The organism is Microbacterium radiodurans (genome assembly GCF_008710705.1).
Taxonomy (GTDB): domain Bacteria; phylum Actinomycetota; class Actinomycetes; order Actinomycetales; family Microbacteriaceae; genus Microbacterium; species Microbacterium radiodurans.
In genome coordinates this window covers 130,174-155,753 of sequence record NZ_VYRZ01000004.1, presented here as the reverse complement: position 1 = coordinate 155,753, position 25,580 = coordinate 130,174, and the positions used below count along the sequence as shown (strand labels likewise).

Below are 25,580 nucleotides of genomic sequence, written 5' to 3'. Positions count from 1 at the left end.
TCGCCGCGGCGTGAACCGCTCCGAGGTAACCGCAACCGATGACCGACAAACGCATGGTGCTCTCTTCCCGCGGACCCGACGGGACCGACACCCCTTCATACCAACTTCCCGTGACGCGGGTGTAAACAAGCCGGTCGTGGCGAGAGCAGTTTCTCCTCGCGATGAGAGCATTGCCGTCGGCTGCGGAGCCGCCACGATTCGTGGAAGAGAATGAGGCATGGAGAGCAAAGACCGAAGTAGTGACCAGATCGGGTCTGAGAGCGTTCATGATCGGACGTTGACGCGGCGGGCTCTCTTGGTCGGAGCGGGGGCGATCGCAATCCTCGGCCCGGCAAGTGTCGTCGTGGCGCTCGGAGACGAGTGGGCACACCGAATCCCGCGTCGCTCAGACCGAGACGCGGTCACCTCGTTCGGTGCGCTTGGCGATGGAGTGACAGACGATGCGCCTGCGTTTCGTGAGGCGCTGGCGACGCTGGCGCGGTTGATGATCCCGCCGGGGTCCTATTTTCTCAGCGAGGGCCTCAAAATCGGCCACTCCGATGTGCTCGTCTCGGCAGCGCCAGGCGTGACGCTAATTGCTGGATCCGTGGACCCCGTGCTCCAGGTTCGAAACGGCTCTCGGTTTCGCCTACGCGGTCGGGGGCTGACTATCGACCTCGCCAAGACCAGCAGCAGCGGGCTTCGCGTGGTTGCAGAAGCCGACTCCGTCGTCGCCGATGTGGTCATCGATGACGTCGTCATCACGAACAACTCGAAGAAGATCGAACCGGGCGCGGCGGCTCTGGAACTTCGTCGGGTGAGCGGCGCGCGGCTGCGTCGAGTGGTCGTGACGGCGTACGGAGACCGCCAGGACGTTTGGGAGACGCGAACCGACGGTGGACGAGCAAATGCGCAGGTTTACTCAGTCGGCCTCTTCGAATGTTGCGCTGTGTCGATCGAGGAACTTCGCATCACGGATGCGTGCGTCGGTGTGGAGATACAGAAGTGCGACGGTGTGGCAATTCGAGACTTCAGCCTGCTTCGTGGCCTGGATAACGGGTTCTACGTTCTCGCCGGTTCGAGGATGATAACAATCGTCGACGGTGCTATCGGCGCGTTCGAGGAAGGGATCGTCCTCCTCAGTCCCGACATAACAATCGAGCGCGTCGCGTTTGCCAACTGCACGAATAAGGGCGTGACTTTGCGACATACGACCGGTACATCGATTCGCGACTGTCGGTTCTCGGGCGAGGGGACGGGAATCGGAGACGATTCGTCTGGGCGCGAAGTCTCGAACATCGATGTCGTTGATTGCGCGTTCGTTCAGAGTGCCGGTCGGGCGATCTACCTGACGACGCTTGCCGATTCGCGCATCGAGGGTGGCACGTTCGTGGCTGTGCAGAAGAATAGCGATCAGCTCGTTCGGCTCGATAACGCGCGCAAAGTCAAAATTCGAAGCAACGCGCTCCGTGATGACGAGCAGGAGACTGACGCACTGCTCGCCATAACGGGAGAGTCAGAGGGGTGTGAGGTTGTCGGGAACGATTTCGAGTCGGGAAGCGTTGCCGTCAAGGTTCTGCGTTCCGGAGGCTCGCCGAGGAATGTCACGCTCCGCGACAATACATACGGTTCAGTTTCGATTCCCCGCGCGATCAGTGCGGAGTTGATCGGCATCGACATAAGCGACTCGTGACGAGTCCCACAGGCCAAAGGGGCCGCGCTCGGGGCGCAAAGGGACGCCCTTGTCTGGCCGCCCAGTTATCGCTTCGGGGTTCGGAGTCGCTCGGCGAGCCCGCGGAGATCATTGCGCGCGCGCTCGACCGACGTGACGACCGACTGTCGTTCGGATAGGAGCGCTCCGATAGCAGAGGCTGCGGCATCAGTGGACGTGCCCGGAGAGAGCGCGGGGGCGAACTTCGCGAGCCCGACGGCATCGAGGGTGCGCCGTGCCTTCGCAACAGAGGAGGGGGCGAACGCGACGGGAACTGCGCCCTCCGTCGCACCAATCACGAGGGCGTGCAGGCGGTCGCTGATGACCGCGTGCGACCTTCGGTAGAGGTGCCGCACCGCCTGCTCCTGTGTTGCGTGCGCTCCTCCGGTCCATGGCGAGATGTCCCAGCCTCGATCAGCGCATATCGATGTAGCTAGCTCGTTGTCGCGCTCGACCTGAACGATCACCGTCGGCGTGAGGGAGTTGCTCGTCGCGACAGACTCGACCGTGTCGAGCCACCCACGTGAGGGTCTGACTCGATCGCCTCTCAGGCTGACCGCGAGCAGATCACGCTGCGATCGCGACAGAAGATCGCTCGGACCATCGCCGATGGCGAACGCCCAATCTGCCGTGACATCGCCGACACCCGCCCACGTTCGGCTGCAGCGGTCTCGCCAAGAAACCACGTCGCACAGCCGGAGCATCGCGCCGATCGGGCGCCCGAGGACGGTGCGCTGCCGAATACCCATGCCGGCATGAACCCCGTAACCGCCCGATCGCCGGGCCCGTGCGATGAGGAGCGCGTGGCGCGCGTAAGACTTGGCGAACATGCGATTGAGTTGCATCTCGCCTGCGTTGAACGCTACGACGACGGGGCCATCGGCCACAGCCTCGTCCGCCGAGCTCCACCACGCCGCTCGTTCGTCGTAGAGCGTGTCATCCGGTCTGAGTCCGAGCCCGGAACGATAGTCGTCGGGGCTTCCCGCAACGAGGACGTGAAGCTCCCCGGCCCCTCGGAGCGCGTCGAGGTACGCGCGGCGTAAGACCGAATCGCCGATGTTGTCGGGTTGGCCAATAGCCGAGACGAATACACGCCGACCAGTCACTGTCGGTGCCCCGGGGACGTCCGAAGCACGTGTGCCTGCGGTCCCGCGGCTCGCCGCAGCCGGCGTGCGACGCGTTCGCGCAAAGTCGAGGGTGATGAGCGAAGGATGAGAAGGACCGCCTCGCGGAGCCGCGGGAAGCCACGATAGGTGCGACTGCGAATGCTGTGAATCTGACGTTGAAGATATCTGCGGTCGGCTGCTGACACCACGTCTGAGTACTTGAGCAGGTATGCCTCGAGACCGTTCGCTCGGGAGTCGTTCCACGCCGTCAGCTGGCCTGACGAATGGCGCCTGTGGATCACCGTGCGGGATTCGACGACCGTATAGTCCTGGCCGGATCGCAGATACGCGGCGAAGAAGTCCTTGTCGTTCGACACGGGCAGCTTCTCGTCGAACCGGCCCGCGGCGACGAAGGCGTCCCGGGTCATCACCATGTTGCTGCCCGTCACGCCGGGATTGACCGACAGTACCTGCTTGAACGTAAGACCCCGCGTTGGGCTGAAGTGCGGACGGGGGGCGCCATCATCCTCCTGCACACTCATCCACGACAGGCTGAGCGGCCTGCCGCCTTCCTCGAGGGCAGCCACCGCGAGCCGGAGGTGATCCTCGGTCCAGAGATCATCGTCGTCCAAGAAGGCGATGATGTCTGACGATGTCTCGGCAAAACCGTAGTTTCGCGACGCGGAGGCCCCCGGTAGTCCATCCGCCCGATGCGCGTATGTGATCGTTTTATCAGGGATCTCTTGCGCAAGCGAGTTCACAATTGCGGCAGTCTCGGGCGTGCCGACATCGTCGACAACCACTATTTCAGCTACGGATACCCCGCGCTGACTGAGAACCGAGTGGAGTGACTCGCGGAGGAAATCCGGGCGGCCGTGCGTTGGAATGATGCAGGCCACAGTTCTCATGTCGCCGTCCCGAAGCTTTCGCGCGCCCACTCGAACTGAGCGGCGAGGCCCTCCTTGAGGCTCACTTTCGGTGACCAACCGAGCGCGGATTGGATGGCAGCCGTGCTTCCGCTCGTCCGCCGGACATCACCGCTGACGGCGTCGCGCCGATCGATCTGAATAGATTCATCGGACAACTCCTCAAGGGTCCTGATGACCTCGTTGACCGAGACATTGCTCCCGCCCGCGACATTGAAAACGGATCCGGGTTCCACCTGGCCGAAGCCAGCCGCGAAGTTCGCCTCGACGATGTCGTCGACGAAAGTGAAATCTCGGATCTGTTCACCGTCGCCGTAGAGGGTGATCGGCGAGCCAGTCACGGCCGCTTTGCAGAAACGAGTGAACGCCATGTCGGGGCGCTGGCCGGGCCCGTAGACCGTGAAGTAGCGGAGCGAGACGGTCGGAACCCCGAAGTTTCGCGCGTAAAGCGTGCAGAGGTGCTCAGCCGCAAGTTTGCTGACGCCGTATGGGCTCACCGGCATCGGCCGGTCCGACTCCAGCGTTGGGTAGTTCTCTGCGTCGCCGTAGACGGACGAAGACGACGCGTACACCATGGCACGGAGGGATTGGCTACCGACGGCGGCCTCAAGGAGCTGCTGAGTGGCGGCGATGTTGGCGCGCAGGTAGATCTCGAAATCGCGACCCCACGAGCTGCGTACACCCGGCTGACCAGCTTGATGAAAAATCACGTTGACGCCATCGAGCAGCGACTTCAGGTCTTGGTCGAGCAAGTCGCCCGCGACGAACTCGAAGTTCGATCCCGTGAGGAGCTTCACGTTGCGACGCTTGATCTCCGGGTCGTAATAGTCGGTGAGTGCGTCGACTCCCACCACCTGATGACCCTCTGCCAATGCGCGGCGGGCGATGCGGCTCCCGACAAAACCGGCGGCGCCGGTGATTAGTACTTTCATCGTCTTCTCTTCTACTGGTGTCATCGTTCGTACAGGGCGCGCACGACCCGCGGCGCAGACAGGTGCTCGACAGACCGGCGTGAATCAGTCGCACTCAGCGCCAGGGCCTGCGAGATGCGGGATGCGAACTCGGAAGCATCGGGCGTCACGCGGTAGCCATTCACGCCGTCTGCGACCAGGGAGCCGGTATCGGCCCCCTCGGTCACGACGGCCGACAAGCCGTTCGCGAGTCCTTCGACAAGAACACGCGGGAAACCCTCGTACCCCGCGACGGAGGTCATAAGAAGAATCGATGCACGTGCCATTTCGTCCATGACCTCGTGCGGATTCAGTCGACCCACGAATTCCACGTGCTCGGAAACGCCCATCTGCTTCGCGATCCGTCGGAGCTCGGTCTCGAGGTTCCCAGCCCCTACCATCCTGAGCTTCCACCCCGCCGTGGGTTCAGCCTCGGTGAGGCGACTCAGCGCAGCGAGCGCAAGCGAAGGTACCTTCGGCTGCTCCAACCGCCCCACCCAGAGGAGATTGCGGCCCCTGGGAGAGTCGGTTCTGCGCTCAGGTATCAGCTCGGGATCCCACCATGTGGGCGAAGCCATCGTCGCGCTGTTCCACTCCTTGACCCGCTCGGCGTACGTGGGGTTGAACACACGCACTCGATGAGCGCGTTTTACCACCGTCTTTTCAACGGAACGATGCACCGGAGCAGCACGCTTCCAGAACGAGTCCGATTCGGAACCGAGGATGCCGGACTCCTGGGTGTGGATGAAGTAGTCGTGGCGACCGCTCAGGATTGTGGAGGCGAGCAGTCCGAGATCTGCGCGATGTGTCTGCACGTATGCAGCTTTGGGCAACTGGCCTTTGTATCGAACAAGGCCCGCGCCGATACGAAGAGAGTGTGGCAGGCGGCGAACCTGATTGCCCGGGTCAAGGGGCGCCACCGCCATGAACTGAAACCGTCGGCCGTACAGCTCGACCGGACGCCACGTGCCAAGGGCCCTGCGCCCGCTGGGCCCGCCTTCGACTCCGACGATTGCGAGGGACTCGTCAGGATCGCTGTACTTGATGATTCCGCGAATGCATGTGTCGATGCCTCCGGGTGCAGGCGTCTCGGGGTCGAACTTGTGGATAAGGAGACGGGATCGGGCGCCGAGGTCGAGTGTCGTGTTGAACATCAGTTGCTGACGTCCGCCTTACTAGTTAGGCCCGTTGCCGAGACGAGGTCGTCCCGCGTGAGGGAATGAATGTCGGTGAGTTTCACTAAGCCGCGGTGGGCAAGCAGGTTGGCGATGTCGAGCTGGTGGTCATCAATGTGTTCGCCGTACTTCTTCGACCGAGCAGCGACCAGGGGGACACGGCCTGCCGCGAGCGAGGAGAGAATCGACCCGACGCCGGCATGGGCGACGACGACGTCGCTCGCCTCCAGATGCTCGATCAGTTCGGCGCGGGGCATGGCGCGGATGACAGTTCCATGGGTGGGCTGGTACTGCGACTCACCGGTCTGCCAATAGACCTCGTCGTTCACGGTCGCACGGTCGACGGCCTCAAGCAGACGATCGAACCCATAGGGCCGGATCGTGCCCACGGTCACGAACACGCGGAGCCTTTCGTGGTGAGCGCGCGGGGTGACGGTCTCAGTGCGGAAGTCGTCGAGGATGGAGCCCGCGTGCTTGAAAGATCTCGAGCTCAGCCGTTCAGACTGCACGAACCGTCTGATTCGAGGGAATCGCATCAGGATGCGAGCCGTCATCGATAGTCGATCTACCCGGGCCAACGATTCGATATAGGTGAACGGAACGCCGGCGACGCGGGAGGCGATGGCGGCTGAGACCGCGACCGCAGCTCCGGTACTTACAACCGCAGTCGCTCGTAGCTCCATCGCCGCGTCTCGTATCGGCCGCACTGTCCGGAGCGTTCCGACAACATCTCGGGGGCGAACGTAGTCCACGAACGTCACGTTGCTCCCGGCGAGGAGGGAACGACTCTGTTCGTTTGAAAACGTCACCCAATGCAGCTGGTTGGACGCGATGCCCCAGCGGGTCGCCCAGCGATGCAACTGCTCCAAATGTCCGCCGGTCGACGCGACGAGCACTAGCCGCGCCTCGGGAGGGAAGATCGGTTCAGTCAAATCCTCATTCATGCTCAACGAGCCCTTCGTTTGCTTGAGGGGTTGACGGAGCCCGATGCGATGGAGTCCGACGAACTGATCTGCAGACGATCGGATCCGGCCGCCCAGACCGCGATCGCGAGCATCATCGTGGGCGCGTAGGAGGTGGTGTTCGAAGCAACAGCGTTGACGAGAAGCGTCGTCAACGCTGCAATCGCCAGAGCACGCCCCCAGTGATCGACGTCCTTCTTGGCCAGCAATGAGACGAGAACCATCGCTAGCGCGAGAGCTATGATCGTCGTCCCGACGATGCCTGTCTCCAAGAGGGCTCGCACGTACTCGTTGTGCGGCTGCTTACCGATCGGTTGCAGGTCGTAGTCCCCCCGTCCGAGACCCCAGCCAAAAAGCGGGCGCTCCTCCCAGAGCGCGAGGAAGCGCCTCCAGTTGTAGAAGCGCCAGTCGAGACTGTTCGTGGACGTCGCGGAACTCGCGTCATCGAACGAGACGGTGGTCTCGAGTTGTTCCAGCCGCGAGTCGAGTGCGCCACCTGCGATGACGATCCCACCGACCATCAGCGCAGCGATCAGAGAGCCGAGTTTGGCGCCGATGGACAGGTTCGAAGCTACGAGCATGACGACGAGCCCGGCGGCAAGGGCGGACAGGCCGCCGAGGCTGAGGGTTCCTACCACGGCGAACAGCCCGACTACGAGCGCGAATGCATACCTCAGTCTCCGCTGGCGGAAGAGGAGGTAGAGGCACAGGAGTACAAAGACGGCGACGAAACTGGCGGCCGAGTTCGTGTGATTGAACGTGCCAAATGCTCGACCGGTACCCGGGGAGAACAAGAGAGGAGAACGGGATACGGTCCCGAGTGCCAAGGCGAGTACGAAGGGGAATGAGACCCAGAGCAGGTTTGTCGCAAATCGAGGCCCCCCTAGCGCCCTCACCGAAGTGAATGCGAGCGCGGCCATTCCGATAAGCGCTGAAAAGCGGAGCGCGGCACTCAGTAACGGCTGACTGAAGCCGGCGTCGCCGACAGCGACAAGGAACCATGCGAAGACGACGAGGAAGATGAGCCCCGAGGCCGAGAGCGTCGCGCGATTGAGCTTACGAAGGAAGAGGACGACCCCAGCAGCGATAGCGCCGAAGATGACGGCTTGATTCGTGAGCGTCTGAACCCCGCCGGGAAGAAAGGCGGCATCCGCGACGAGACGCAGGAAGAGGAGCCCCAGGAATAGCTTGGCCGCGAGGGAGCGTGGCTGCGAATCGGGCGATGCCGGTGGTTCTGACGCGGGCGTGCGGGCGGCGGTTCTCGAGGCCAAGCTCATTGCGCCCCTCCGTGGCGTGGTCCTTCGACGGACCGGGAACCCGCGCTCGACACCGCGATGTCGGGCGGGAATGAAGTGGTGCGCTGTGGGGTCGGGATCATACGTTGCTCGACTTTCGAACGTGCCGCGCTGACCGGAAGACCTCCGCGTACCGTTCCGCCACGGACCTCCAGTCTCGACCATCGAGATTGGGTCGCGAATCAGGCGATTGCGGGCTGGCACTCCTCGCCGCTTTGAGGGCGTCCTCTCCGAAGGCTCCGTCGTACTGGATGACCCACTCGGGACCCGCCTCGTGTGCGAGCTCGGTGTTAGCGCAGTTCCGCGGAACGAGAATCGGCCGACCCAACGACAGCGCAACGAGGGCGATCCCGCTGTTGAGCATTTCTTCGTACGGCAGAACGATCACTTGCGCCGATGTGATCTCGTCTGCCATCTCGGCGTCGGATACGAACTCGAAGCGAGCGCTCACATTCACGTCCGCGCGCGACCATGAGGAGATCTGGCTTTCCAGGGTCGTGCGGAGGCCCTCGGGCGCTGACCCCACCACGCGACACTCCTCGCCGGCTATGCCCGAACGCGCAAAAGTTGCGAGGAATCGGTCGACACCCTTATAGGGTTCGATGCGCCCGATAACGAGGAATCGCCCGGGCCGATAATCCGCCGGCTCCGTGGATCCGAACTGCTCGCGGTAGTCGCCGTGAGGAATGCGAGCATGGATAGCGCCCGGCGATGTCGGCGAGCAGCCGTTCAGGTGCACGAACGTGTCCGTGACGGCATCGAGCTTCAGGAGGAACCTCTCCTGGCGTCGCGTCACTGCGTTATGCGGCCGGACGTTGTGGAGGGTCCGGACCACCGCGATACGTGACAGTCGAAGGCGCCAGAGGAGTAGATGAGCTAGGGCCGACCGCAGCCACATCGATCCTCCCGCCCGGGGGCGGATGAGAACCTCGGGCCAATGCACGTGAAAGACGTCAAAGCGCTGCGTCAGCGCTGCTCTCCAGCTGAAGTAGATGAACTCGACGTTCGGAGGTGCGTAGCGAACTACTTGATCGATGTATTTGATCGACGCGCCTGGTCCGACAACCGACTGGAGCACGCGTAGGCGTCTTTGGGAGGGAGTTCGATCTCGCGGGGGGCGTCGCGTCGACGCAGTGCGGGTAGTCAATGTGCCGTGTCCCCCGGGGCTAGGGCAGCGCGAGCGGTTCGGGCGACGATGACGAGGTCGCCGAGCAGCGACCAGTTCTCCACGTAGGACAGATCGAGACGTACTGTCTCCTCCCACGAGAGCGCGGATCGCCCGCTCACTTGCCATAGGCCCGTGATGCCCGGCTTAACGAGGAAACGACGGTGCACGTGGCTGGCGTAATGAGCAACCTCACGAGGAAGCGGAGGCCGCGGCCCGACAAGCGACATCGTGCCGCCAAGCACGTTGAAGAGCTGAGGGAGCTCGTCGAGGCTGAATCGACGCATTACGCGCCCGACCGGTGTGACGCGGGGGTCGTTCTTCATCTTGAAGAGAACCTCGTTGCCCGAGTCGCGCTCTTGCTTTGCCAGCGGCTCCAGCAGGTCTTCGGCGTTGACGACCATCGACCGGAACTTCAGCATCGTGAACTCGCGGCCCTTCAGGCCGATCCGCTTCTGCCGGAAGAACACCGGGCCCTGGCTCGACAAACGCACGCTCATCGCCAAGAACAGCAGAAGCGGGCTCAGCACGAGGACACCGAGGGCGCTCGCCACGATGTCGACCGCCCGCTTGAGGAAAAGCTGCCCCTTGCTGAACTTCGGCGTCTCGACATGCATTAGCGGCACCCCGGCTACCGGGCGCATTTGAATGCGCGGGCCCGCGACATCGACGATGCTCGGCGCCAGAACGAGGTGCTGACGGCCCGCCTCGAGATCCCACGAGATCTGCTTCACCTTGTCGGGCGGCAGTTCGTCGGTGCTGGTGACGGCGACCGTGTCGGCTTCGGTCGCCCGAAGCGCCTGCGTCACAGCATCCACATTGCCCATGATTGGGATGTTCGTGCCGTAGATGGTGCCGGCGACGCGGCCGGAAGGAACGCACGCTCCGACCACTCTGTAGCCCGAGCCGGGCATGCGCTGCAGCTCACGTGCCAGATGGGTAACCGACGCCTCCGAACCGACGAGCAAGACACGGGCGGAGTACTGCCCGCCCTTGCGAAGCGCGACGAGCCACTGGCGCCAGAGCCAGCGAGAGAAAAGGAGGAGTGCGATTCCCATCGGGAGGCTGATGATCAGGAAGCCGCGTGCGATCTCGATCTGCGTCAGGAAGGCGATGATCGCGATGACGCCGAAGAGGAAGAGGCTCGAGCGCGCGATGCGGGCATACTCGTCTGAACCGACGCCGATGATGCGGTGGTCGCGGGTGTCGGCGAGGCTCAGCGTCCACATCCACGCGACGATCAGCACGGCCGAGGTCACCCAATACGAGATCTCGGTGATGCGGTTGTCGTTGCTGATCGCAAGCTGCGCGTTGCCGAGACCGAACCAGGCGATCTGGGTGCCGTAGACGACCCAGATGAGCACGAGCAGGTCGGTGATCCACAGCACGCGCGTGTAGCGACGGCGCCAGTCCCGCGGACCGCGCGGCGCGGTCGACGAAACCGTCACCGCCTGCGTCAGCGGCGACGGTCCAGGTGTGACGGAGAAGTCGTACGGCATAGCGCCCCCTTCTCGCAGTCATGTTGTTGCGGGAGGGACGTTATCCGGAGCATGTGTCAACCGTGTGACATCCGAGAAACCGAATGTCACACTGTCCTTCCCCCGCGAAGATGATAGCGGTCTCACGGCGTTTTCCCATGTCGGCCGTCCGGGGGACAAGCGCCGGAAATGGCCGGTCAGCCGAGATTGGCCGGTCCGCCGAGCGTCGTAATCGCACTCGTAATGAGTACTAGGGGGCCTGTTCGCCTGGCAGGCTCATCCCGCGCGCGAGAACGGTCGCCGCTTGGGCGCGGCTGTCGACGCCGAGCTTCGCCAGGATCCTGCCCACATGCGTCTTCACGGTGGGGATGGAGAGGAAGAGCTGCGCTGCGATTGCGGCGTTCGACGCCCCGCGCGCCAGCGCTTCGGCGACCTCCCGTTCGCGCGGCGTGAGCGACGCGACGGCGAGACGCTCCGCCTTGTTGGGCAGCTGCGCGTGGTGCGCCGTGATGCGGATCACCTGCTCGAGCACCTGAGCGGCGAGGGCCGGTCGCCCAGACGCCGCCTCATGCACGGCGGCGACGAGCTCCGCCGGGGGAGCGTCCTTCAGCAGGAACCCCCGGGCGCCGGCCTGGAGAGCGCGCACGACGTTCTCGTCCGCGTCGAACGTCGTCAGCACGATGATCGCCTGCGCGGGGTTTGCGCGGAGCTCGCGAGCTGTCGCGGTGATGCCGTCGCATCGCGGCATCCGGATGTCCATCAGAACGACGTCGGGCCGATGCCGCGCGATCACCTCCGCTGCTTCGAGGCCGTCGCCAGCTTCGCCGACGACACGAATCGTCGGGTCGGTGCCCAGCAGGAGACGCAAGCCCGAACGCACCCGCGGGTCGTCGTCGACGATGACGACATCGACCCGCGCCGGGGCCGTCATGCGCTCATCCACGGCAGTGTGGCCGAGACCCGGAACTCGTCCGGACCGGGATCGATGGTGACCGACCCGCCGATGGATCGGGCGCGCTCATTAACGCCCACCAACCCGAAACCGTGCTCTGCAGCAGGTGGGGGAGGCGCTTGCAGATCGTTGCTCACCGCGATGCGGAGCTCGTCGCCCGGCGTGCCATCGATGCGCACCACAACGGGCATGCCCGGCGCATGCCGTCGCGCGTTCGTGAGGCACTCCTGCACGATGCGATAGGCGTGACGGCTCACGACGAGCGCCAGGCCAGACGTGTCGACGGCCCGTTCCAGGCGGACGTTCTCGTCGCGGACGAGCGCGTCGAGGTCTGCGAGGGTCGGCTGTGGGCGGTCGGGCGTCGACGAATCGGGGTCACGCACCACGGTCAGAATCTCGCGCAGGTCGCGCAGGGCGCCGCGAGCGTTGTCGTCGACCGTCTCGACGGCGGCCCGGCGTTCGGCCGGGTCGAGGTCGGCCCGATGCCGCAGCGCGCTCGCGTGCATCGCGGTCAGCGACAGGCGGTGCGCCAGCACATCGTGCATCTCGTGGGCGATCCGAGCGCGCTCGTGGTCACGAGCAGCGGCCTCGCGCAGCCGTTGGTCCTCGGCGACGAGCTGGGCTCGTTCGCGCAGTGACGCCATCAGCGCTCGTCGGGCCCCGATCGAAACACCCACGGCCACCACGCCGGCGAGGACGAGCGCGACGATGCCGACCGTCACCACGAGGTCGCCGCCCGTGACCGGAATGCCGACCAGGTCGAAGCCCGTCAACGCGATCACGAGCACGCCGAGCATCCAGACCCCGGCGACGGTTCCTATCTCTCGTGGCCGTCGACGCGTCGAGAGGGATGCGAGCGCCAGGAGCGCCGCGGGGACCGCGAACGCCGACACAGTCCCGCACGCGGCGAGGACGATCGCCGCGGTGACCGGCGCGTGGCGGCGGAGCAGAAGCAGGGGGACGGCGCAGAGCCCCACCGCGACGTCGAGAAGCACCCGGCCGCCGAAGCGGAGCGACATGTCGTCGGCGCCGGCATCCACGCTCAAGCCGAAATTGACGATGAAGGCCAGCATTCCGATCAGAGCCGCTACGGCCACGCGCCAGGTCTCACCCCAGATGCGCGAGCGCAGCGAAACGGGAGGGAGGGATGCGGCGACGGTCATGTCAATGAGCGTAGGAAGCCGGCGGGCGTCGCCGCATCATCCGAAGGTGTCGTCTCGGGGTCGCGGCGCTTGCTGATGAATGACGGAGCGGGATCCGTCGCGCGGGGGAGGCGCGCCGCCGCGGCCGCCACGTACGCTGGCACGACCGCCGGAAGAAAGGAAGACGAGATGAGCAACGACCGCAATCAGGGGCAGGCGTCATCCTCCCTCTGGTACTTCATCGGAGCCACTTTCATCTTCGCGATGCCGAATCTGATGTTCGGCGACCTCGCGTGGTGGGCGCGCCTCGCGCTGCTCGTGCTCGGGCTCGCGGTGATGGCTGCGGGCTTCGTGCAGCTCCGACGGGAGATGCGCGCCAAGCGCGGAACCCCTGCGGCGGACGGCGGCACGGCGCCTCCCACAGGTTCTTCCGGACGCGACGAGCGCTAGTTGCTCGCCGGCCGGGGGTTCGAAAAGGCGCGCAGCGCGAAGCCCTGCGGCACGATGATGTTCGCTTCCCCTGGCAGGGGCTGAGGCGCACACTGGGTCGATGACCGCCCCGCCCCGTACCTGCATTTCTCCGGTGATGCTCTGACCGCGCTGACCTTCTACCGCAGCGTGTTCGGGGGTGAGCTCGAGGTGCATACTCACGGCGAGATCGGCCTTCAGGGTGACCACCCCGACTGGATCGCACACGGCATCCTCGCTGGCCCGATCGACTTGTTCGCCGCCGACGAGGCGAACGCCGCAGCCCACCCCGACCCCTCAGGGCTGCTGTTCTCACTGCTCGGCTACGCCGATCCCGACACACTACGACGTTGGTTCGACGGCCTCGCCGACGGGGGCGTCGTCATCGACCCGCTCTCGGAGCGCGACTGGGGAGCGTCCGATGGTCAGGTGCGGGACCGATTCGGCATTACCTGGCTACTCGGATGGTAGCCGGCCGCCGGCGTCTCGTGAGACAAGGGACATGAGATGACGGCGATCAGGCCCGGATCGCAGACGAGCCTGCCGCGCGCTGGCGTGTGAGCCGACGCCCACGGCGCCGACCGTTAATGCGAGGACCATCCCGATGAATGCCGACTCGTCACCTGACACGTAGGTGATCTCCTCGCGCACAGCCGCGCTGCTACGAGACACGTCAGATCACCGGGATGCTGCTGTACCGAGCAGGCCGTTTCATCCAGTTCCTCGAAGGACCCGAAGCCGCACTACGCGACACGATGCAACGCATCGAGAACTCCGACGACGAGGAAACCATCCTCCGCGCTGCCCGCGAACTCACCATCTGGTTCCGAACCCGCGCCCTTCACGCATCCTGAAGAACCTCAGCCTCCACCGCCCTGAGAGCGCTCTTGACGTGGATGGCTGTAGGCCATGGCACGTGACTCAGCGGTGCGATCGAAAGGTCGGTCTTCCGGCTGTGATCGTCAATCCCTCAGTAATGCCACGGGGTGTAGCGGGTGGTGCCCTGCTGCGCTCGTTCCCACACGTCACCGACGATGAACATGACTCCGCTCTCGTCGGGCGGTGGGACATGGCCCGTCGCGGTCACCCATTCGCGGCCTGCGGCGGTCACGTGGGTTTCGAGTCGGCGACCGCCGTCGGGGTCGGTGATGACCTCCTCGACCGCGTTCCCGGCGGCGACGGCGTCGACGATCCCCTCCAGGAGGTTCGCGCTGTCGACCGTCGCGTCCAGCCACCACGAACCGGCCCCGATGTGCAGACCGATCTGGTCGGTCTCCTGATCTGAGCGAGCCCAACGCACGGCCGCAGCCCCCGTTCTGAGCGGGATGAGGGTGACCGCGGTGCGCTGGGTCGAACGCGTGATCGTGGCGACGTCGTGGTAACGGGCAGTGACGACCTGGATGGCGTGCTCCATGACGGTTCCGATCTCGTCGACCATCCGGCCCCGATCCCGGTCGCGGTCGAGCGCCTTCCGAGATTCCCACGCGATCGTCTCTTCGCTCAGTTTGTATACGGGTAGCTCGAGGTCGGAGGCGACCTCGAGGACGACGACGTACTCCGCGACGCCGTCCGTGGCGCCGGCGACGTCGTCTATCTGCACGAAGGACGGTGCACGGGTGTCGTTGACGAACGACGCCAACTCACCGGGGACGGCCACCTCGGGGTAGCGCACGCCCCAGATCGAGCGAACCGTTCCCGTCACACGCTGATGGGGCACATCGGCCGGTGTCTGCCCATGATGCTCCTCGGTGAACCGTTCGAGCCCTTCCGCAGCGGCCGGTGCGACGGCGCCATCGGCTGGATCGGCGGCGAAGAGCTGCCAGCTCGCCGGCCCGTCCACGTGGAAGGGATCGCCGCAGCACGCTTGCTCCCATTCACTGATGACAACCGCGATACGCATGTCGTGATCCTAGATCCGCCTGATGTACCCGCCGTGAAGGCGGCCTATACGCACATCCAGGTTCAACGCGCGGGTAACGGGGTCTGAGATCAAGCTAGCTCTCGCGGCGGAGGCGGAACGCCGCCCAGGCGTTGCCGATCACCAGCAACAGCCCCGCGATGATGAACACCGCGCCGAACAGAGCGCTCTGTCCCAGCACCACCACACCGATGTCGATGCGCGTGATCGCCAGCGCAACGCCGAGGAATGCTACGGCGATGCCTGCCGCGACCCCTGCTAGGGCCTGAAGCTGCCGCTGCCTGCTCAATCGCCACGTCATGTCAGTGATCCTTCCGCGTCTCAGAACTTGATCCCGCAGGCCGCCAACCCGCCCACGCCGGTCGCTGCGAGCGCGAATTCTTTGATCTCCTGCTCGGCCGTGCGCCCGGCGATGCCACGAGCCCCGGTGAAGATGCGGGCCACTGTCTGCACACCGTACTTCGAGACGAGGCCGGCCAGGCGTGCTGCGAGAGCCGCAACTCGCGCTGCCGGGAACACGGTCTGAGCGACGAACCACGCCACGGCGGCCACGCACAGCGGAACGTTGACCTCGGATGCCGCGGCCGACTGGGTTCGAACGGTCAACGCCTCGCTCGTTGCGATGTCGACCTGAGTCGCCGCAGCGTGCGCGGCGCTGAGGTCTTCGGCGCTCAGGGTGTAACCGACACGGGTTCCTGTGGCGTCGACGACCTCGAAGATCTCCACCCCACCGTCCGCGACGTCCACGACCGCGCCGCGCGTCTGCCCCGCGGGCAGATCCACGCTCGAAGCGCGGGATTCCGGCGCGGGTGACGTGCGCTGATCCTGGAACGCTGCGGCGACCGTCGGTGCGCCGCTCGCTGCAGCCGCCGGGCCCGCGGTCGCGGTCGCCGCGAGTACGGCGAGGCATGCGCCGAGGGCCAGGCTTCGGATGCGGGAAGTCTTCGTCATCATCTCGACCTTTCGTCCGTTGGGTGCGCGTCGACCTCTCGCGCCGTGTCGTATCCAGCCTTCGGTGCCGCCACGGCGTCCAGCAAGCACTATGAGAACTCGCTCACGCTGCGGGGAGCGAATCCGGCCGGACGGCCGGTTCAGCCCAGCCGGTTGGCTGAGTCATCCAGGCGGGCGCAGGGGGCGAGTACTCAGAGCTCGCTCCGCATAGCGGGTGTCATCGGACGGAATGAGGTGACCTGCCGACGACTGGGTGGTTTCGTGGCCTTTCCCGGCGATGAGGACGACGTCTTGTGGGTGCGCCATGTGGATTGCGATGAGCACCGCGCGTCGTCGATCGCGGATGATGACGACGGTCTCGGGGTTCGCGAAGCCGGGAATCGTCTCGACGATGATGGCATCGCCGTCTTCGTCGTGGGTGTCGTCATCGGTGAGGATGATGAAGTCCGCCCCGCCGGTCGCTGCAGCCATGAGGGGGCGTTTGCCGCGGTCGCGGTTGCCGGTGCATCCGAACACCACGATGAGACGTCCATCGCCGTGAGGCCGGCACGCTGCCACGGCCTGGCTGAGCGCGTCGGGGGTGTGGGCGTAGTCGATGACGACGCGAGGGCGGGATGGTGTGGCGGGGGTGACCTGCATCCGGCCCGCGACGGGTACGGAGGCGGAGAGTGCTGCGGCGATCTCGTCGACAGCGTGGCCCTGAGCATGGAGGATGCCGGCGGCGAGGGTCAGGTTGTCGACTTGGAACCGGCCGGACAGGCCGGTGGCTACCGGGGCGCTCTCATCGCCGATACGAAGCGTGAAGCGCGTTCCGGCGTCATCGGCAGCGATGTCGTGAGCGGTGACCAGCGCGCCGGTCGCGTCACGTGTCGAGACCCCGATCCTGGTGGTGCCGGGCGGGGGCTGCATCTGGGCGACGAGGGGATCATCGAGGTTGAGGACCGCGGTGGTGACTCCGGGAAGCTGCAGTATCCGGTTCTTCGCGGCCGCGTATCGGTGCATCGTGTGGTGGTAGTCCAGGTGGTCGCGGGTGATGTTGCTGATCGCGACGACACGGAACTCGCATCCCTCGACGCGCCCCTGCTCGAGGGCATGGGAACTGACCTCGATGGCCACACACGAAGCTCGGTCGTGGTGGAAGTCAGCGAGATATCCGTGGAGTTCGACGACGGGTGGGGTCGTGAGGCCGGTGGGCTCCAGATCATTGTGCAGTCCCGCGCCGAGTGTCCCGATCGTGGCTCCGACGACGCCCAGCCTCTCCCACGCCTGCGCGAGGAGCTGCACTGTCGACGTCTTTCCGTTCGTCCCGGTGACGCCCACGAGCGTCATCTCCCGCGAGGCGTGGTGTGTGAGCTGCGCCATCACGGCGCCCAACGACTCACGCAGCCCCGGCAATTGGTGGACGAGGTCGTGGGGCGGGAGAGTCGGGCAGTCGACGAGGACGCCGCGCGCACCTCGCCGTATCGATTCCGCGACATGGGCCGCGACCTTGTCGTCTGCTCCGGTGGCGATGAACCAATCGCCGGGTTCGATGGCTGCGCTGTTGCTCCGCAACCGGCCGGCGCCGGCCACGACGTTGCTCAGTACCGCGCTGAGAGCGTTCATTCTGTGGAGTGTTCTTCGTGAGCGGGTGATCAGTCGGGTCTCGAACCGCCGGCCGAACCCCTGATGGACTCCAAGCGCGACAGCGTCGTTGGGCTCGCTGACGGCCCACATCGATAGCTTCGCTGCCGGCGTCGCACGTCATGACCGCTGACCGGCTGGAGAATCCGGCCGACGGGTCAGACTTCTCTCGAAGCCGCCGGCGGGGCCGGAAGATCCATGGTGAGACGGAAACCCGCGGGCCCGCTGTCGACATGGGCTTCGCCGCCCAGAAGCTTCGCCCGCTCGCGGAGGCCTATCAGCCCGTGCCCGGAGCCGGGGAGCGCCATCGGCTCGTCGACGGCCCTCCCGTTCTCCACGATGACGATGATGCGTCCCGCCCGCGTGGTGAGCACGACGGAGACATCGGCGCCGGGCGCATGCTTGCGTGCGTTGGTCAGCCCTTCTTGCACTGCCCGGAAGAGGGTGCGCTCATAGACCGCGGGCAGTGAGGGCACGTCGACGTTGACCGTGGCTCCGGGATGGCTCGTCTCGACGAGCTCACGGATGTCGGCAACGCTCGGCTGCGGGACGAGGGGCTGCTCGTCGTCGGTGGTCACTCCGTCGACGCGATGGAGGCTGCCCTTCAGAACGGTCACCATTTGCCGAAGCTCTTCGAGGGTCTGGACGGCGAGACTGCGGATCGTGTCGGCCGCTCTGGTCGCTGTGTCGTCTCTCGATCGCATCTGCAGGGCGCCGGCCTGCACGGCGATGAGGCTGACTTGGTGGGAGACGACGTCGTGCATCTCGCGCGCGATCCGGGCTCGCTCTTCCATGAGCATCTCGGTGTAGATGAGTTGGCGTTCGTTCTGTCTCGCAGCGGCGAGGTCACGCAACTTCATCGACAGATCAGCGCGGGTTCGAACGAGGAGCCCGAGCGCGATGGGGGCGGCGGTGAACATGACCCCCGTGGCAAGGCGGAGCGCCGAGAAGCTCAGCTCGACGTCGAAGCCCCACCACGGCTGCACGAGAGCGATGAGCCAGACGCTACCCGCCGTGATGAGCAGCCATCTCCGCCGCTCGAGTACGGCAAGAGAGTACAGCGCGACCAGAGGGGTGATGGTCATGAGCCCGAGCACGACGCTCGGCAGAGCAAGCAGCACGCTGATCCACGGTAGGCGGCGACGCACGGCGATCCCCACGACAGCAGCGAACGTCACGGCCGTCTGGGAGGAGTCCGCCCAATACAGGACCGTCAATGCTTCCAGGAGGCACACGGTCACGATCGCCGCATCGGCGGCCGCGGGCAGCATCGACACCCATCGCATCCGCCTCGGCGACGACGTGATCACAGGCGCAGCCGTGCCCGCTGGGCGATGAGCGCTGCCTGCAGACGCGTCGCCACCTGCAGCTTGGCCAGCAGTGTGCTGACGTGCTCCTTGACCGTTCCCGTGCTCAGGTGAAGCGCGCCGCCGATCTCAGAATTCGATGCTCCCGTGGCAAGGTGAGCAAGCACCGAGCGCTCCCGCTCGCTGAGGAGCGCCAACTTCGACTGAGCATCGTCATCGTCCACGTCGAGATACCGATCGACGATCGTCCGCGACACTTGCGGCGAGAGCACGATGCCCCCGGCCGCCAAGGAGCGGATGAGAGCGGGCAGGGTTCGCGGGTCTGTGTCCTTGACGAGGAAGCCCGCGGCTCCCGCACGCAAGGCTGCTGCCACGTGGTCGTCAGCATCGAACGTCGTCAAGATCGCGACGACAGGCGGCTCGGGCCACGCCCGCAACTCGCCGAGAATCTGCAGGCCGCTCCTGCCGGGCATCCGCAGATCGAGCAGCACCACCTCGGGTCGAGCGCGCGCGATATCGTCCACCGCCGTGTGACTATCGGCGCTGACGACCACCTCGATGTCAGGTGCCGTCTCGAGAATCATCTGGAAGCCCGATCGCACCAGAGCTTCGTCGTCGATGACAGCGACAGTGACCACGTGACCCCTTCTCGAGCCTATGGCCGAGCGCATGCTGCGCGCGACTGAACGGGGGCGAACTCCAGCCAGGTGGCGGGTCACTCCGGTCATATGGCGGGCCGGACGAGTGTCACGACAGCCGTGATGTCGGAGCCGGCACCATCGGTGAGCTGAGACGCTCGACGAGTGGCATGTGCGCGGCAGGTACTCCGAACCGGCTGTGCAGCATCGCGAAGACCGTCAACGCGATGAAGCCCGCCAGCAGCTTGTCGAGCACCGACGTCAGGATGTTCGCCGAGAACGCCGCGGCCAAGACCGGCAGCCCCATCGTCACGATCGACGACACCACGCCGTCCGACCCGTGGCCCGAGAACCCGCCGAACATCAGCACGTTCAGCGGAGTACCGACCAGCGAACACGCGACCGCCACCAGTAGGTTCAGCGTGAAGTAGCTGTGCAGGCTCGCGCCCAGCCCGAACCGCCGCACGCCGTAGCCCCACACGAGCGCGCCGGCGACGTTCACCAACGCGTACGGCGCGGCGCCGGGCGACCCGATCACGAAGCCGAACACGTTCGTCGTGAGGCCCACGGCCACGCCGTGCCACGGTCCGAGGATGATCGCCGTCGCCGCCGTGCCCGCCATGTCGAGGTAGATCGGCAGGTGCAGCGCCTGCACGGTCGCCATCCCGGCGAAGTTCACCAGCACGCCGCCGAGCATCAGCAGCGCGACGAAACGACGACTCAGGGATGCCGGTGCCTTCTGCAGCGCGGTCATCATCAGGGCGGCCGACTTCGGTGCGGCGAGAGGCGGGGGAGCGGCGGCGGCGGGCTTCGGCGTCGCGATCGGTTCGGCGCGGCGCGGTGCGGGCTCGCTCGAGGCGCGGAGCGCGCGGTAGCGCGCCACCCACTCGGTCGCCTCGTCGTCGGTGCGACCCAGCGCGAGCACGATGTCTCGGAGCAGGTCGGGATTGATGCGCGCCCGGCCGGGGCGGAACGCGTCGTACACCGTGGTGCGCGACGGCTGCGCGGCCGCCGGAGACATCCCGCGCGCAATGCGCAGGTCGGCGATGCGGCGCACGAGCTCGGCGTACGAGACGGAGCCACCGGCATCCTTCAGCGTGACCAGATCGGCGACGAGCGAGTCCAGTGAATCGGATCGATCGCTCGACGGCAGGTTCGTGCTCCCCACGTGGACTCCTTCGCGTCGCTCCCCAGCGCGTGAGCGTCGCAGCATCCGTGGCCCGCTCAATGTCAGCGTCAGCATAGTGGGGCGGCATCTCCACCTCGTCCACGCGGTGTTCCCGGAGCCTCTCGTCTCGAGCTCCGGGAACACCGCGGCGTCCGCCGGCGGTCAGCTGAGGACGAACGTGTACGGTTGCGCGTTGCCGGCGCGGTCGTACACGACCAGGGTGTTCGTCCCGCGTACCGCTCCATACGTCCCTGGTCGGAGGAAGTTCACGTCCGACCACACGTTGTCGGTGAGATCCTTCTCGACGCCGTTGATCTCGACACGCGAGACCTGTCCCCGGTCGTGGAGTTTGAAGCTGACGACGTCGTAGCCGTCGGCGGTCCCGACGGTGAACGGGGCGCCCGGCTTCACTGTCGCCGTCGGGGCGGTGCCGTCGACCTCGACCTCGAACGAGCCGGTTCTCGACACGTTGCCGGCGAGATCGTGCGCGTTGAAGCGGATCGTGTACACCCCGTCGTCGAGCCCGTCGACCTGAGCCGCGTGCGTGCCCGTGGTCGCCCCCTCGAGAGCCGACTGGGTACTGCGTACGAGCTGCCCATCGCGGTAGACGTTGGCGACGATCTTCGCGAGACCGCCTGCGTCGGATGCCGTCACCTCGAGATCGAGGTGGGCGAACGGTCCTGCCGACGCGGGTGCCGACAGTGCGACGGTCGGCCGTTCGGTGTCGGGAGCCGCCGGCGTGCCGGTGTAACGGATCCGGGGCGCGGGAGGTTCGGTCATCCCGTGCCCGAGGAAGTAGTCGACGTTGCTCGATTGCAGGTACCCCTTGAGCGTCATCCCGTTCCGGTAGGCGGGGTTGTGGGCCAGGGTGTACAGCCGGATGTCGGTGGCCTGGTCCGTCGTGAACACGAGCAGTTCGTCGAACTCGGCGTTCGGCAGCACCACCTCTTCGCGCCAGTCACCCAGGATGTCGGCGATGAGAGTCGGATACACCGACGTGCCGCCCGCCGTCACGGCGCCGTAGTCGCCGAACGTCAACACGCGCGGGACCGACTGCCGGTCGGTCGGATTCTCCCAGTCCCACTTCACGATGCGCGCGTCTCGGGCCGCGGGGACCGGGTCATTGCTCATGAGCTCGCGCAGCGGATCGCCGTCCCACCAGATGCCCATGTGCGGCCAGGGCTGCAGGTTCGTGTCGGCCTCGATCAGCTGGTTCGACGGTGCGTTGAACAGGCCGGCGCCGGCGCTCTCGTCGTAGTTCACCTCGCCGTCGTTCGACCACGACTCCATGCCCGCGAAGCGCGGGTCGATGTCGGCGACGAACCCGCGTCCGGCGTCGGCTGTCGGGCTGTCGGAGAAGTGCTTCCACAGCACTTCGCCCGTCGCTGCGTCGTAGTAGTAGTCGAGCAGCTTCTCGGGGTGATCCTGCTGGATGCCGTATCCCTCCAGCCCAGGACGTGCCGGATCGATGTCGGCGATGTAGAAGCGATCGCCGTGGATGATGTCCTGCGGGGCGAGGCTGTACTTCAGGGTGCCGTCGCCGTTCAGCACGAAGCCGATCTCGGCGATCTCGTCGCGGCCGTCGCCGTCCACATCGACGATGCGGGTGTTGTGGCCGTCGGGCAGATCCTGGTCGCCCCGGAGGAACTTCCAGTCCTGCGTCAGCTTCTCGCCGTCGAAGCTCCACGCGAGATACATCAGGTTGAACCCGGCTCCGCTGCCGCCCGAGGTGCCCACGCGGTTCTTCATGTAAGCGACGAGGCTGGGGTCGACGCCGTCCAGGTGCCCGACGCCGAAACGGGCGTACATCGGCCCGTCGGTGATGTAGTCGGTCGGCACCGGAGCGTGCGCGCGCAGAGCACCCGTCTCACCGTCGAGGATCGCGACGGACTGATGGAGATCGTCCGGATGCTCCTCGAAGACCGCACCGTCGCCGAAGGTCACGCCGTTCGCAATGCGGATGGCGACCTCCGACATTCCGTCACCGTCGAGGTCGTAGACCGTGACGCCGTCGTTGTGCCCGACGTCGATCGTCGAGGAACCGCCCTCGATGTTGTTCTGGTCGAGGCTGTTGCGGCCGAGATCCATCGACCAGAGCAACTCTCCGTCACTGCGATACGCCTCGATCGACTGCGGCGACGTCTGACGGTCGATGACGTAGTCGTATGCGCCGTCACCGTCGAGGTCGCCGACCCACACGAACTTGATGGGCCCGCCCTCGCGCAGCGGCACGCGCACGACCGGCTCGACCGCGTTGCCCGCCGAGAGAGTGAAGGCCGGGCTCGCGGCCTCCGCGTCGGACGCGCCGACGGGGACGACGCGATAGGCGTTGTCAACGGAGAGGTCGACTGTCGTATCGGTGAAGTTCGTCCCTCCACGGAGCACATCCGACAGAGGCTCGAACGCCTCGCCGTCTGCCGACCGTTCGACCACGAACCCGATCCCGGCGGGATCGAGGCCGAGCAGTCGCCAACTGACGAGCACCTCGCTCTCGCCGGCGCGGACGGCCACGACGCCGCGGTCGAGGCGCTCAATCACCCGCGCCTCCGGTGGTGGTGTGTCGCTGGACGCCGAAGGCGTGATCAGGGCGTGGGCCGGCGCCGCGACGAGCGTCGATCCGACCATCGTCGCTGCCACGGCGAGCGCGATCCGTCGCGGGTTGCCGGGGTGCGTTGTGCGGGTGATCATCCATCTCCTCCTCGAAACGGGCACGCCGGGGGGACGTGCATCCGATCACGTGGCGTCCACCGTCGGGCGCCACGCTCATGCTCGGCGACGAGTGCCGGAGGGTGCGGAAAACGATCAAGAACGATCGGGCCGGGGCGACCTGCTACTTCAGCGACTGTTCGGCAGACAGTGTCGATGCCGGAAACGGAACCGTCTCGTCCGCCGCCACGAACGCAGGCTCTTGACCTCTCGAGCGCGCGACGACGCGGACGAACAACGGGGGATCGCGGCGCCGGCACGCCGGTGTCCCACTTTCGGTCGTCTCAGCGGCCCTCGGACGACAGAAAGTGGGACATCGACACCACCGGAGCCGCGGTGCTACATCGTGCCCCACTGCGAGAGCAGGAACGTCCAGACGCTGATGAACGCGAGCATGCCGAGGCTGTAGAAGATGGATGCCCGCAGGATCTCGCTCTCGCGCCCCGACAGACCCACGGCTCCCGCGGCGATCGCGATGGACTGCGGCGAGATGACCTTCGCCGCTGCACCGCCCGCCGTGTTCGCGCCGACGAACAGCGTCGGATCGACACCGAGACGGTCGGCCGTCGTCGCCTGCAGCTGCCCGAACAGGGTGTTGTTGTTGACGACCGAGCCGGTGAGGAACACCCCGATCCACCCGATGATCGGCGCGAAGAGCGGGAACAGCGGTCCCGCGCCCGCGAGCGCGGTGCCGATACTCGCCGAACCGCCCGAGAGGTTCGCGATGTTCGCGAGCACGAGGATCAGCGAGATGAGGGCGAGGGCACGCCACAGCTCGCGGAACGTCTGCACGAGCTGCTCGCGCAGCATTCGTCCGGTGATCGCCCGCGTCGTGAAGAAGGTCACGAGCACCGCCAGCAGGATCGCGGTTCCGGTCGCGTTGATGGGCGTCCAGCTCCAGGAGGTCTGCGCCACGACGCCCGAGGCCGACGTCACCTGGCCGAACACCCCCGGAATCGGCACGGTCACGACCGCCCAGCTGAGCGCGCCACCGGCGGCGAACAGATTCTTGAACGCGGGGATGCTCCACACGAAAACGAGCGCGGTGAGGATGTAGAACGGGCTCCACGCGGCGATCACCTCGCGCGCGGAGTGGCGCTCGTCGGACGCCGCCGCCGCCCCGTCTTCGCGGTAGATGTGCTTCGGCTGCCACACCAGCCGGAGCCCCGCGAGGGCGAGCATGCCCAGCAGGCCCGGGACGATCGCCGCGAGCTCGGGGCCGAGCAGCAGCAGCACCGCCGCCTGGCTGCCGCTGAACACCAGGGTCAGCACGAGGGTCGCCGGCCATGTCTCACGCAGCCCCCGCCACCCGTCGAGGATGAGCACGAGCAGGAACGGAACGAGCAGCGTCAGCGGCTGCAGGATCAGCACGAGGACGCGCGAAAGGTCCATCACATCGAGCCCGCTCACCTGAGCGCCGACGATGACCGGGATGCCGATGGCCCCGTACGCGCCCGCGGCGAGATTCGCGACGAGGCTCAGCATGGCCGCCTTCACGGGCTTGAAGCCCAGCTGCACGAGCATCGCCGCGCAGATCGCGATGGGGACGCCGAAGCCCGCCGCACCCTCGAGGAAGGCGCCGAACGCGAAGCTGATGAGCAGCACCTGCAGGCGCTGGTCGGGCGAGATGAGGGCGATCGACGAGCGGATGACCGCGAACCGCCCGCTCGCGACGGCCACCTTGTAGAGCCACACCGCCATGACGATGATGTACGCGATCGGCCAGATCGAGCTCAGCAGCCCGAACAGCCCGGCGCCGGCGACCGCCGTCCCGGGCATGCCGTAGACGAAGAGCGCCACGACCACCTCGACGACGAGGGCGATGCCTGCCGCGAGGATGCCCGAGAGCTTCAGGACGACGAGGCAGAGGAGGAACACGACGATCGGTATCGCCGCGACGAGAGCCGACAGCCAGAGCGTGCCGAGAGGGTCGAGGCTTTGCGTCCACATGAGCGTGATC

At 66.1% G+C, this 25,580-nt stretch carries 23 protein-coding genes; 4 read left to right on the top strand and 19 right to left on the bottom strand.

Going from position 1 to position 25,580, the window contains the following annotated elements; translation table 11 throughout:
• Positions 1–217 precede the first annotated feature (217 nt).
• Positions 218–1,672: a right-handed parallel beta-helix repeat-containing protein gene (locus F6B42_RS14360; RefSeq protein ID WP_150420412.1), complete on the top strand. Its 1,455-nt coding sequence runs from the start codon at positions 218–220 to the stop codon at positions 1,670–1,672.
• 65 nt (positions 1,673–1,737) lie between these two features.
• On the opposite strand, the gene F6B42_RS14355 is transcribed toward F6B42_RS14360, so the two are convergent.
• From F6B42_RS14355 to F6B42_RS14310, 10 genes are all read right to left on the bottom strand, one after another.
• Complete coding sequence (locus F6B42_RS14355) at positions 1,738–2,577, bottom strand: polysaccharide pyruvyl transferase family protein (RefSeq protein WP_150420411.1); 840 nt, start codon at positions 2,575–2,577, stop codon at positions 1,738–1,740.
• Between the two features lie 215 nt (positions 2,578–2,792).
• Positions 2,793–3,704, bottom strand: coding sequence for a glycosyltransferase family 2 protein (locus F6B42_RS14350; protein WP_150420409.1), 912 nt, complete (start codon positions 3,702–3,704; stop codon positions 2,793–2,795).
• Complete coding sequence (locus tag F6B42_RS14345) at positions 3,701–4,678, bottom strand: NAD-dependent epimerase/dehydratase family protein (RefSeq protein WP_223878535.1); 978 nt, start codon at positions 4,676–4,678, stop codon at positions 3,701–3,703. Before F6B42_RS14345 ends, F6B42_RS14350 begins: the two co-directional genes overlap by 4 nt.
• The gene (locus F6B42_RS14340; RefSeq protein WP_150420407.1) at positions 4,675–5,826 is read right to left on the bottom strand and encodes a glycosyltransferase; all 1,152 of its coding nucleotides are present in this window, start codon (positions 5,824–5,826) and stop codon (positions 4,675–4,677) included. Before F6B42_RS14340 ends, F6B42_RS14345 begins: the two co-directional genes overlap by 4 nt.
• The gene (locus F6B42_RS14335) at positions 5,826–6,791 is read right to left on the bottom strand and encodes a glycosyltransferase (RefSeq protein WP_150420405.1); all 966 of its coding nucleotides are present in this window, start codon (positions 6,789–6,791) and stop codon (positions 5,826–5,828) included. Before F6B42_RS14335 ends, F6B42_RS14340 begins: the two co-directional genes overlap by 1 nt.
• Positions 6,792–6,793: 2 nt before the next feature.
• Positions 6,794–8,086: an O-antigen ligase family protein gene (locus F6B42_RS14330; protein WP_191089396.1), complete on the bottom strand. Its 1,293-nt coding sequence runs from the start codon at positions 8,084–8,086 to the stop codon at positions 6,794–6,796.
• 97 nt (positions 8,087–8,183) lie between these two features.
• The gene (locus F6B42_RS14325; protein WP_150420400.1) at positions 8,184–8,939 is read right to left on the bottom strand and encodes a glycosyltransferase; all 756 of its coding nucleotides are present in this window, start codon (positions 8,937–8,939) and stop codon (positions 8,184–8,186) included.
• 308 nt (positions 8,940–9,247) lie between these two features.
• The gene (locus F6B42_RS14320) at positions 9,248–10,768 is read right to left on the bottom strand and encodes a sugar transferase (RefSeq protein ID WP_150420398.1); all 1,521 of its coding nucleotides are present in this window, start codon (positions 10,766–10,768) and stop codon (positions 9,248–9,250) included.
• Positions 10,769–10,997: 229 nt separating this feature from the next.
• The gene (locus F6B42_RS14315; protein ID WP_150420396.1) at positions 10,998–11,678 is read right to left on the bottom strand and encodes a response regulator; all 681 of its coding nucleotides are present in this window, start codon (positions 11,676–11,678) and stop codon (positions 10,998–11,000) included.
• The gene (locus F6B42_RS14310) at positions 11,675–12,862 is read right to left on the bottom strand and encodes a sensor histidine kinase (protein WP_223878534.1); all 1,188 of its coding nucleotides are present in this window, start codon (positions 12,860–12,862) and stop codon (positions 11,675–11,677) included. The genes F6B42_RS14315 and F6B42_RS14310 overlap by 4 nt, the downstream gene beginning before the upstream one ends.
• A 168-nt stretch (positions 12,863–13,030) precedes the next feature.
• Between F6B42_RS14310 and F6B42_RS14305 the strand changes: the two genes are divergently transcribed.
• From F6B42_RS14305 to F6B42_RS14295, 3 genes are all read left to right on the top strand, one after another.
• Complete coding sequence (locus F6B42_RS14305; RefSeq protein ID WP_150420394.1) at positions 13,031–13,291, top strand: hypothetical protein; 261 nt, start codon at positions 13,031–13,033, stop codon at positions 13,289–13,291.
• Positions 13,292–13,411: 120 nt separating this feature from the next.
• On the top strand, positions 13,412–13,780 hold the full coding sequence (locus F6B42_RS14300) for a VOC family protein (protein ID WP_150420392.1): 369 nt from the start codon (positions 13,412–13,414) through the stop codon (positions 13,778–13,780).
• Positions 13,781–13,995: 215 nt separating this feature from the next.
• Entirely contained in the window at positions 13,996–14,163 is a 168-nt protein-coding gene (locus F6B42_RS14295; RefSeq protein ID WP_150420390.1) for a BLUF domain-containing protein, read from the top strand.
• A gap of 116 nt (positions 14,164–14,279) precedes the next feature.
• On the opposite strand, the gene F6B42_RS14290 is transcribed toward F6B42_RS14295, so the two are convergent.
• The 9 genes from F6B42_RS14290 to F6B42_RS14250 all read right to left on the bottom strand — a co-directional run bounded on the left by F6B42_RS14290 (position 14,280) and on the right by F6B42_RS14250 (position 25,570).
• Complete coding sequence (locus F6B42_RS14290) at positions 14,280–15,209, bottom strand: DUF6578 domain-containing protein (RefSeq protein ID WP_150420389.1); 930 nt, start codon at positions 15,207–15,209, stop codon at positions 14,280–14,282.
• Between the two features lie 94 nt (positions 15,210–15,303).
• On the bottom strand, positions 15,304–15,528 hold the full coding sequence (locus F6B42_RS14285; RefSeq protein ID WP_150420388.1) for a hypothetical protein: 225 nt from the start codon (positions 15,526–15,528) through the stop codon (positions 15,304–15,306).
• A 20-nt stretch (positions 15,529–15,548) separates the two neighbouring features.
• On the bottom strand, positions 15,549–16,178 hold the full coding sequence (locus F6B42_RS14280; RefSeq protein WP_150420387.1) for a hypothetical protein: 630 nt from the start codon (positions 16,176–16,178) through the stop codon (positions 15,549–15,551).
• A 162-nt stretch (positions 16,179–16,340) separates the two neighbouring features.
• The gene (locus F6B42_RS14275; protein WP_191089395.1) at positions 16,341–17,783 is read right to left on the bottom strand and encodes a Mur ligase family protein; all 1,443 of its coding nucleotides are present in this window, start codon (positions 17,781–17,783) and stop codon (positions 16,341–16,343) included.
• A 176-nt stretch (positions 17,784–17,959) separates the two neighbouring features.
• A complete protein-coding gene (locus tag F6B42_RS14270; protein ID WP_223878540.1) occupies positions 17,960–19,072 on the bottom strand; it encodes a sensor histidine kinase in 1,113 nt (370 codons plus the stop codon).
• Between the two features lie 35 nt (positions 19,073–19,107).
• Complete coding sequence (locus tag F6B42_RS14265; protein WP_150420384.1) at positions 19,108–19,746, bottom strand: response regulator transcription factor; 639 nt, start codon at positions 19,744–19,746, stop codon at positions 19,108–19,110.
• Positions 19,747–19,855: 109 nt separating this feature from the next.
• Entirely contained in the window at positions 19,856–20,914 is a 1,059-nt protein-coding gene (locus F6B42_RS14260; protein ID WP_150420383.1) for an ECF transporter S component, read from the bottom strand.
• A gap of 162 nt (positions 20,915–21,076) precedes the next feature.
• Positions 21,077–23,602, bottom strand: coding sequence for a rhamnogalacturonan lyase family protein (locus tag F6B42_RS14255; protein WP_150420382.1), 2,526 nt, complete (start codon positions 23,600–23,602; stop codon positions 21,077–21,079).
• Between the two features lie 357 nt (positions 23,603–23,959).
• Positions 23,960–25,570, bottom strand: coding sequence for an L-lactate permease (locus F6B42_RS14250; RefSeq protein ID WP_150420381.1), 1,611 nt, complete (start codon positions 25,568–25,570; stop codon positions 23,960–23,962).
• Positions 25,571–25,580: the final 10 nt, after the last annotated feature.

Excerpts from the sequence above, each read along its gene's own strand:
- F6B42_RS14320 (WP_150420398.1), bottom strand. The coding sequence starts at position 10,768 with ATGCCGTACGACTTCTCCGTCACACCTGGACCGTCGCCGCTGACGCAG.
- F6B42_RS14345 (WP_223878535.1), bottom strand. The coding sequence starts at position 4,678 with ATGACACCAGTAGAAGAGAAGACGATGAAAGTACTAATCACCGGCGCC.
- F6B42_RS14280 (WP_150420387.1), bottom strand. The coding sequence starts at position 16,178 with ATGACGAAGACTTCCCGCATCCGAAGCCTGGCCCTCGGCGCATGCCTC.
- F6B42_RS14250 (WP_150420381.1), bottom strand. The coding sequence starts at position 25,570 with ATGTGGACGCAAAGCCTCGACCCTCTCGGCACGCTCTGGCTGTCGGCT.
- F6B42_RS14285 (WP_150420388.1), bottom strand. The coding sequence starts at position 15,528 with ATGACGTGGCGATTGAGCAGGCAGCGGCAGCTTCAGGCCCTAGCAGGG.
- F6B42_RS14270 (WP_223878540.1), bottom strand. The coding sequence starts at position 19,072 with ATGCTGCCCGCGGCCGCCGATGCGGCGATCGTGACCGTGTGCCTCCTG.
- F6B42_RS14340 (WP_150420407.1), bottom strand. The coding sequence starts at position 5,826 with ATGTTCAACACGACACTCGACCTCGGCGCCCGATCCCGTCTCCTTATC.
- F6B42_RS14310 (WP_223878534.1), bottom strand. The coding sequence starts at position 12,862 with ATGACCGTCGCCGCATCCCTCCCTCCCGTTTCGCTGCGCTCGCGCATC.
- F6B42_RS14255 (WP_150420382.1), bottom strand. The coding sequence starts at position 23,602 with ATGATCACCCGCACAACGCACCCCGGCAACCCGCGACGGATCGCGCTC.
- F6B42_RS14295 (WP_150420390.1), top strand. The coding sequence starts at position 13,996 with ATGCTGCTGTACCGAGCAGGCCGTTTCATCCAGTTCCTCGAAGGACCC.
- F6B42_RS14360 (WP_150420412.1), top strand. The coding sequence starts at position 218 with ATGGAGAGCAAAGACCGAAGTAGTGACCAGATCGGGTCTGAGAGCGTT.
- F6B42_RS14350 (WP_150420409.1), bottom strand. The coding sequence starts at position 3,704 with ATGAGAACTGTGGCCTGCATCATTCCAACGCACGGCCGCCCGGATTTC.
- F6B42_RS14330 (WP_191089396.1), bottom strand. The coding sequence starts at position 8,086 with ATGAGCTTGGCCTCGAGAACCGCCGCCCGCACGCCCGCGTCAGAACCA.
- F6B42_RS14305 (WP_150420394.1), top strand. The coding sequence starts at position 13,031 with ATGAGCAACGACCGCAATCAGGGGCAGGCGTCATCCTCCCTCTGGTAC.
- F6B42_RS14335 (WP_150420405.1), bottom strand. The coding sequence starts at position 6,791 with ATGAATGAGGATTTGACTGAACCGATCTTCCCTCCCGAGGCGCGGCTA.
- F6B42_RS14275 (WP_191089395.1), bottom strand. The coding sequence starts at position 17,783 with ATGAACGCTCTCAGCGCGGTACTGAGCAACGTCGTGGCCGGCGCCGGC.
- F6B42_RS14290 (WP_150420389.1), bottom strand. The coding sequence starts at position 15,209 with ATGCGTATCGCGGTTGTCATCAGTGAATGGGAGCAAGCGTGCTGCGGC.
- F6B42_RS14315 (WP_150420396.1), bottom strand. The coding sequence starts at position 11,678 with ATGACGGCCCCGGCGCGGGTCGATGTCGTCATCGTCGACGACGACCCG.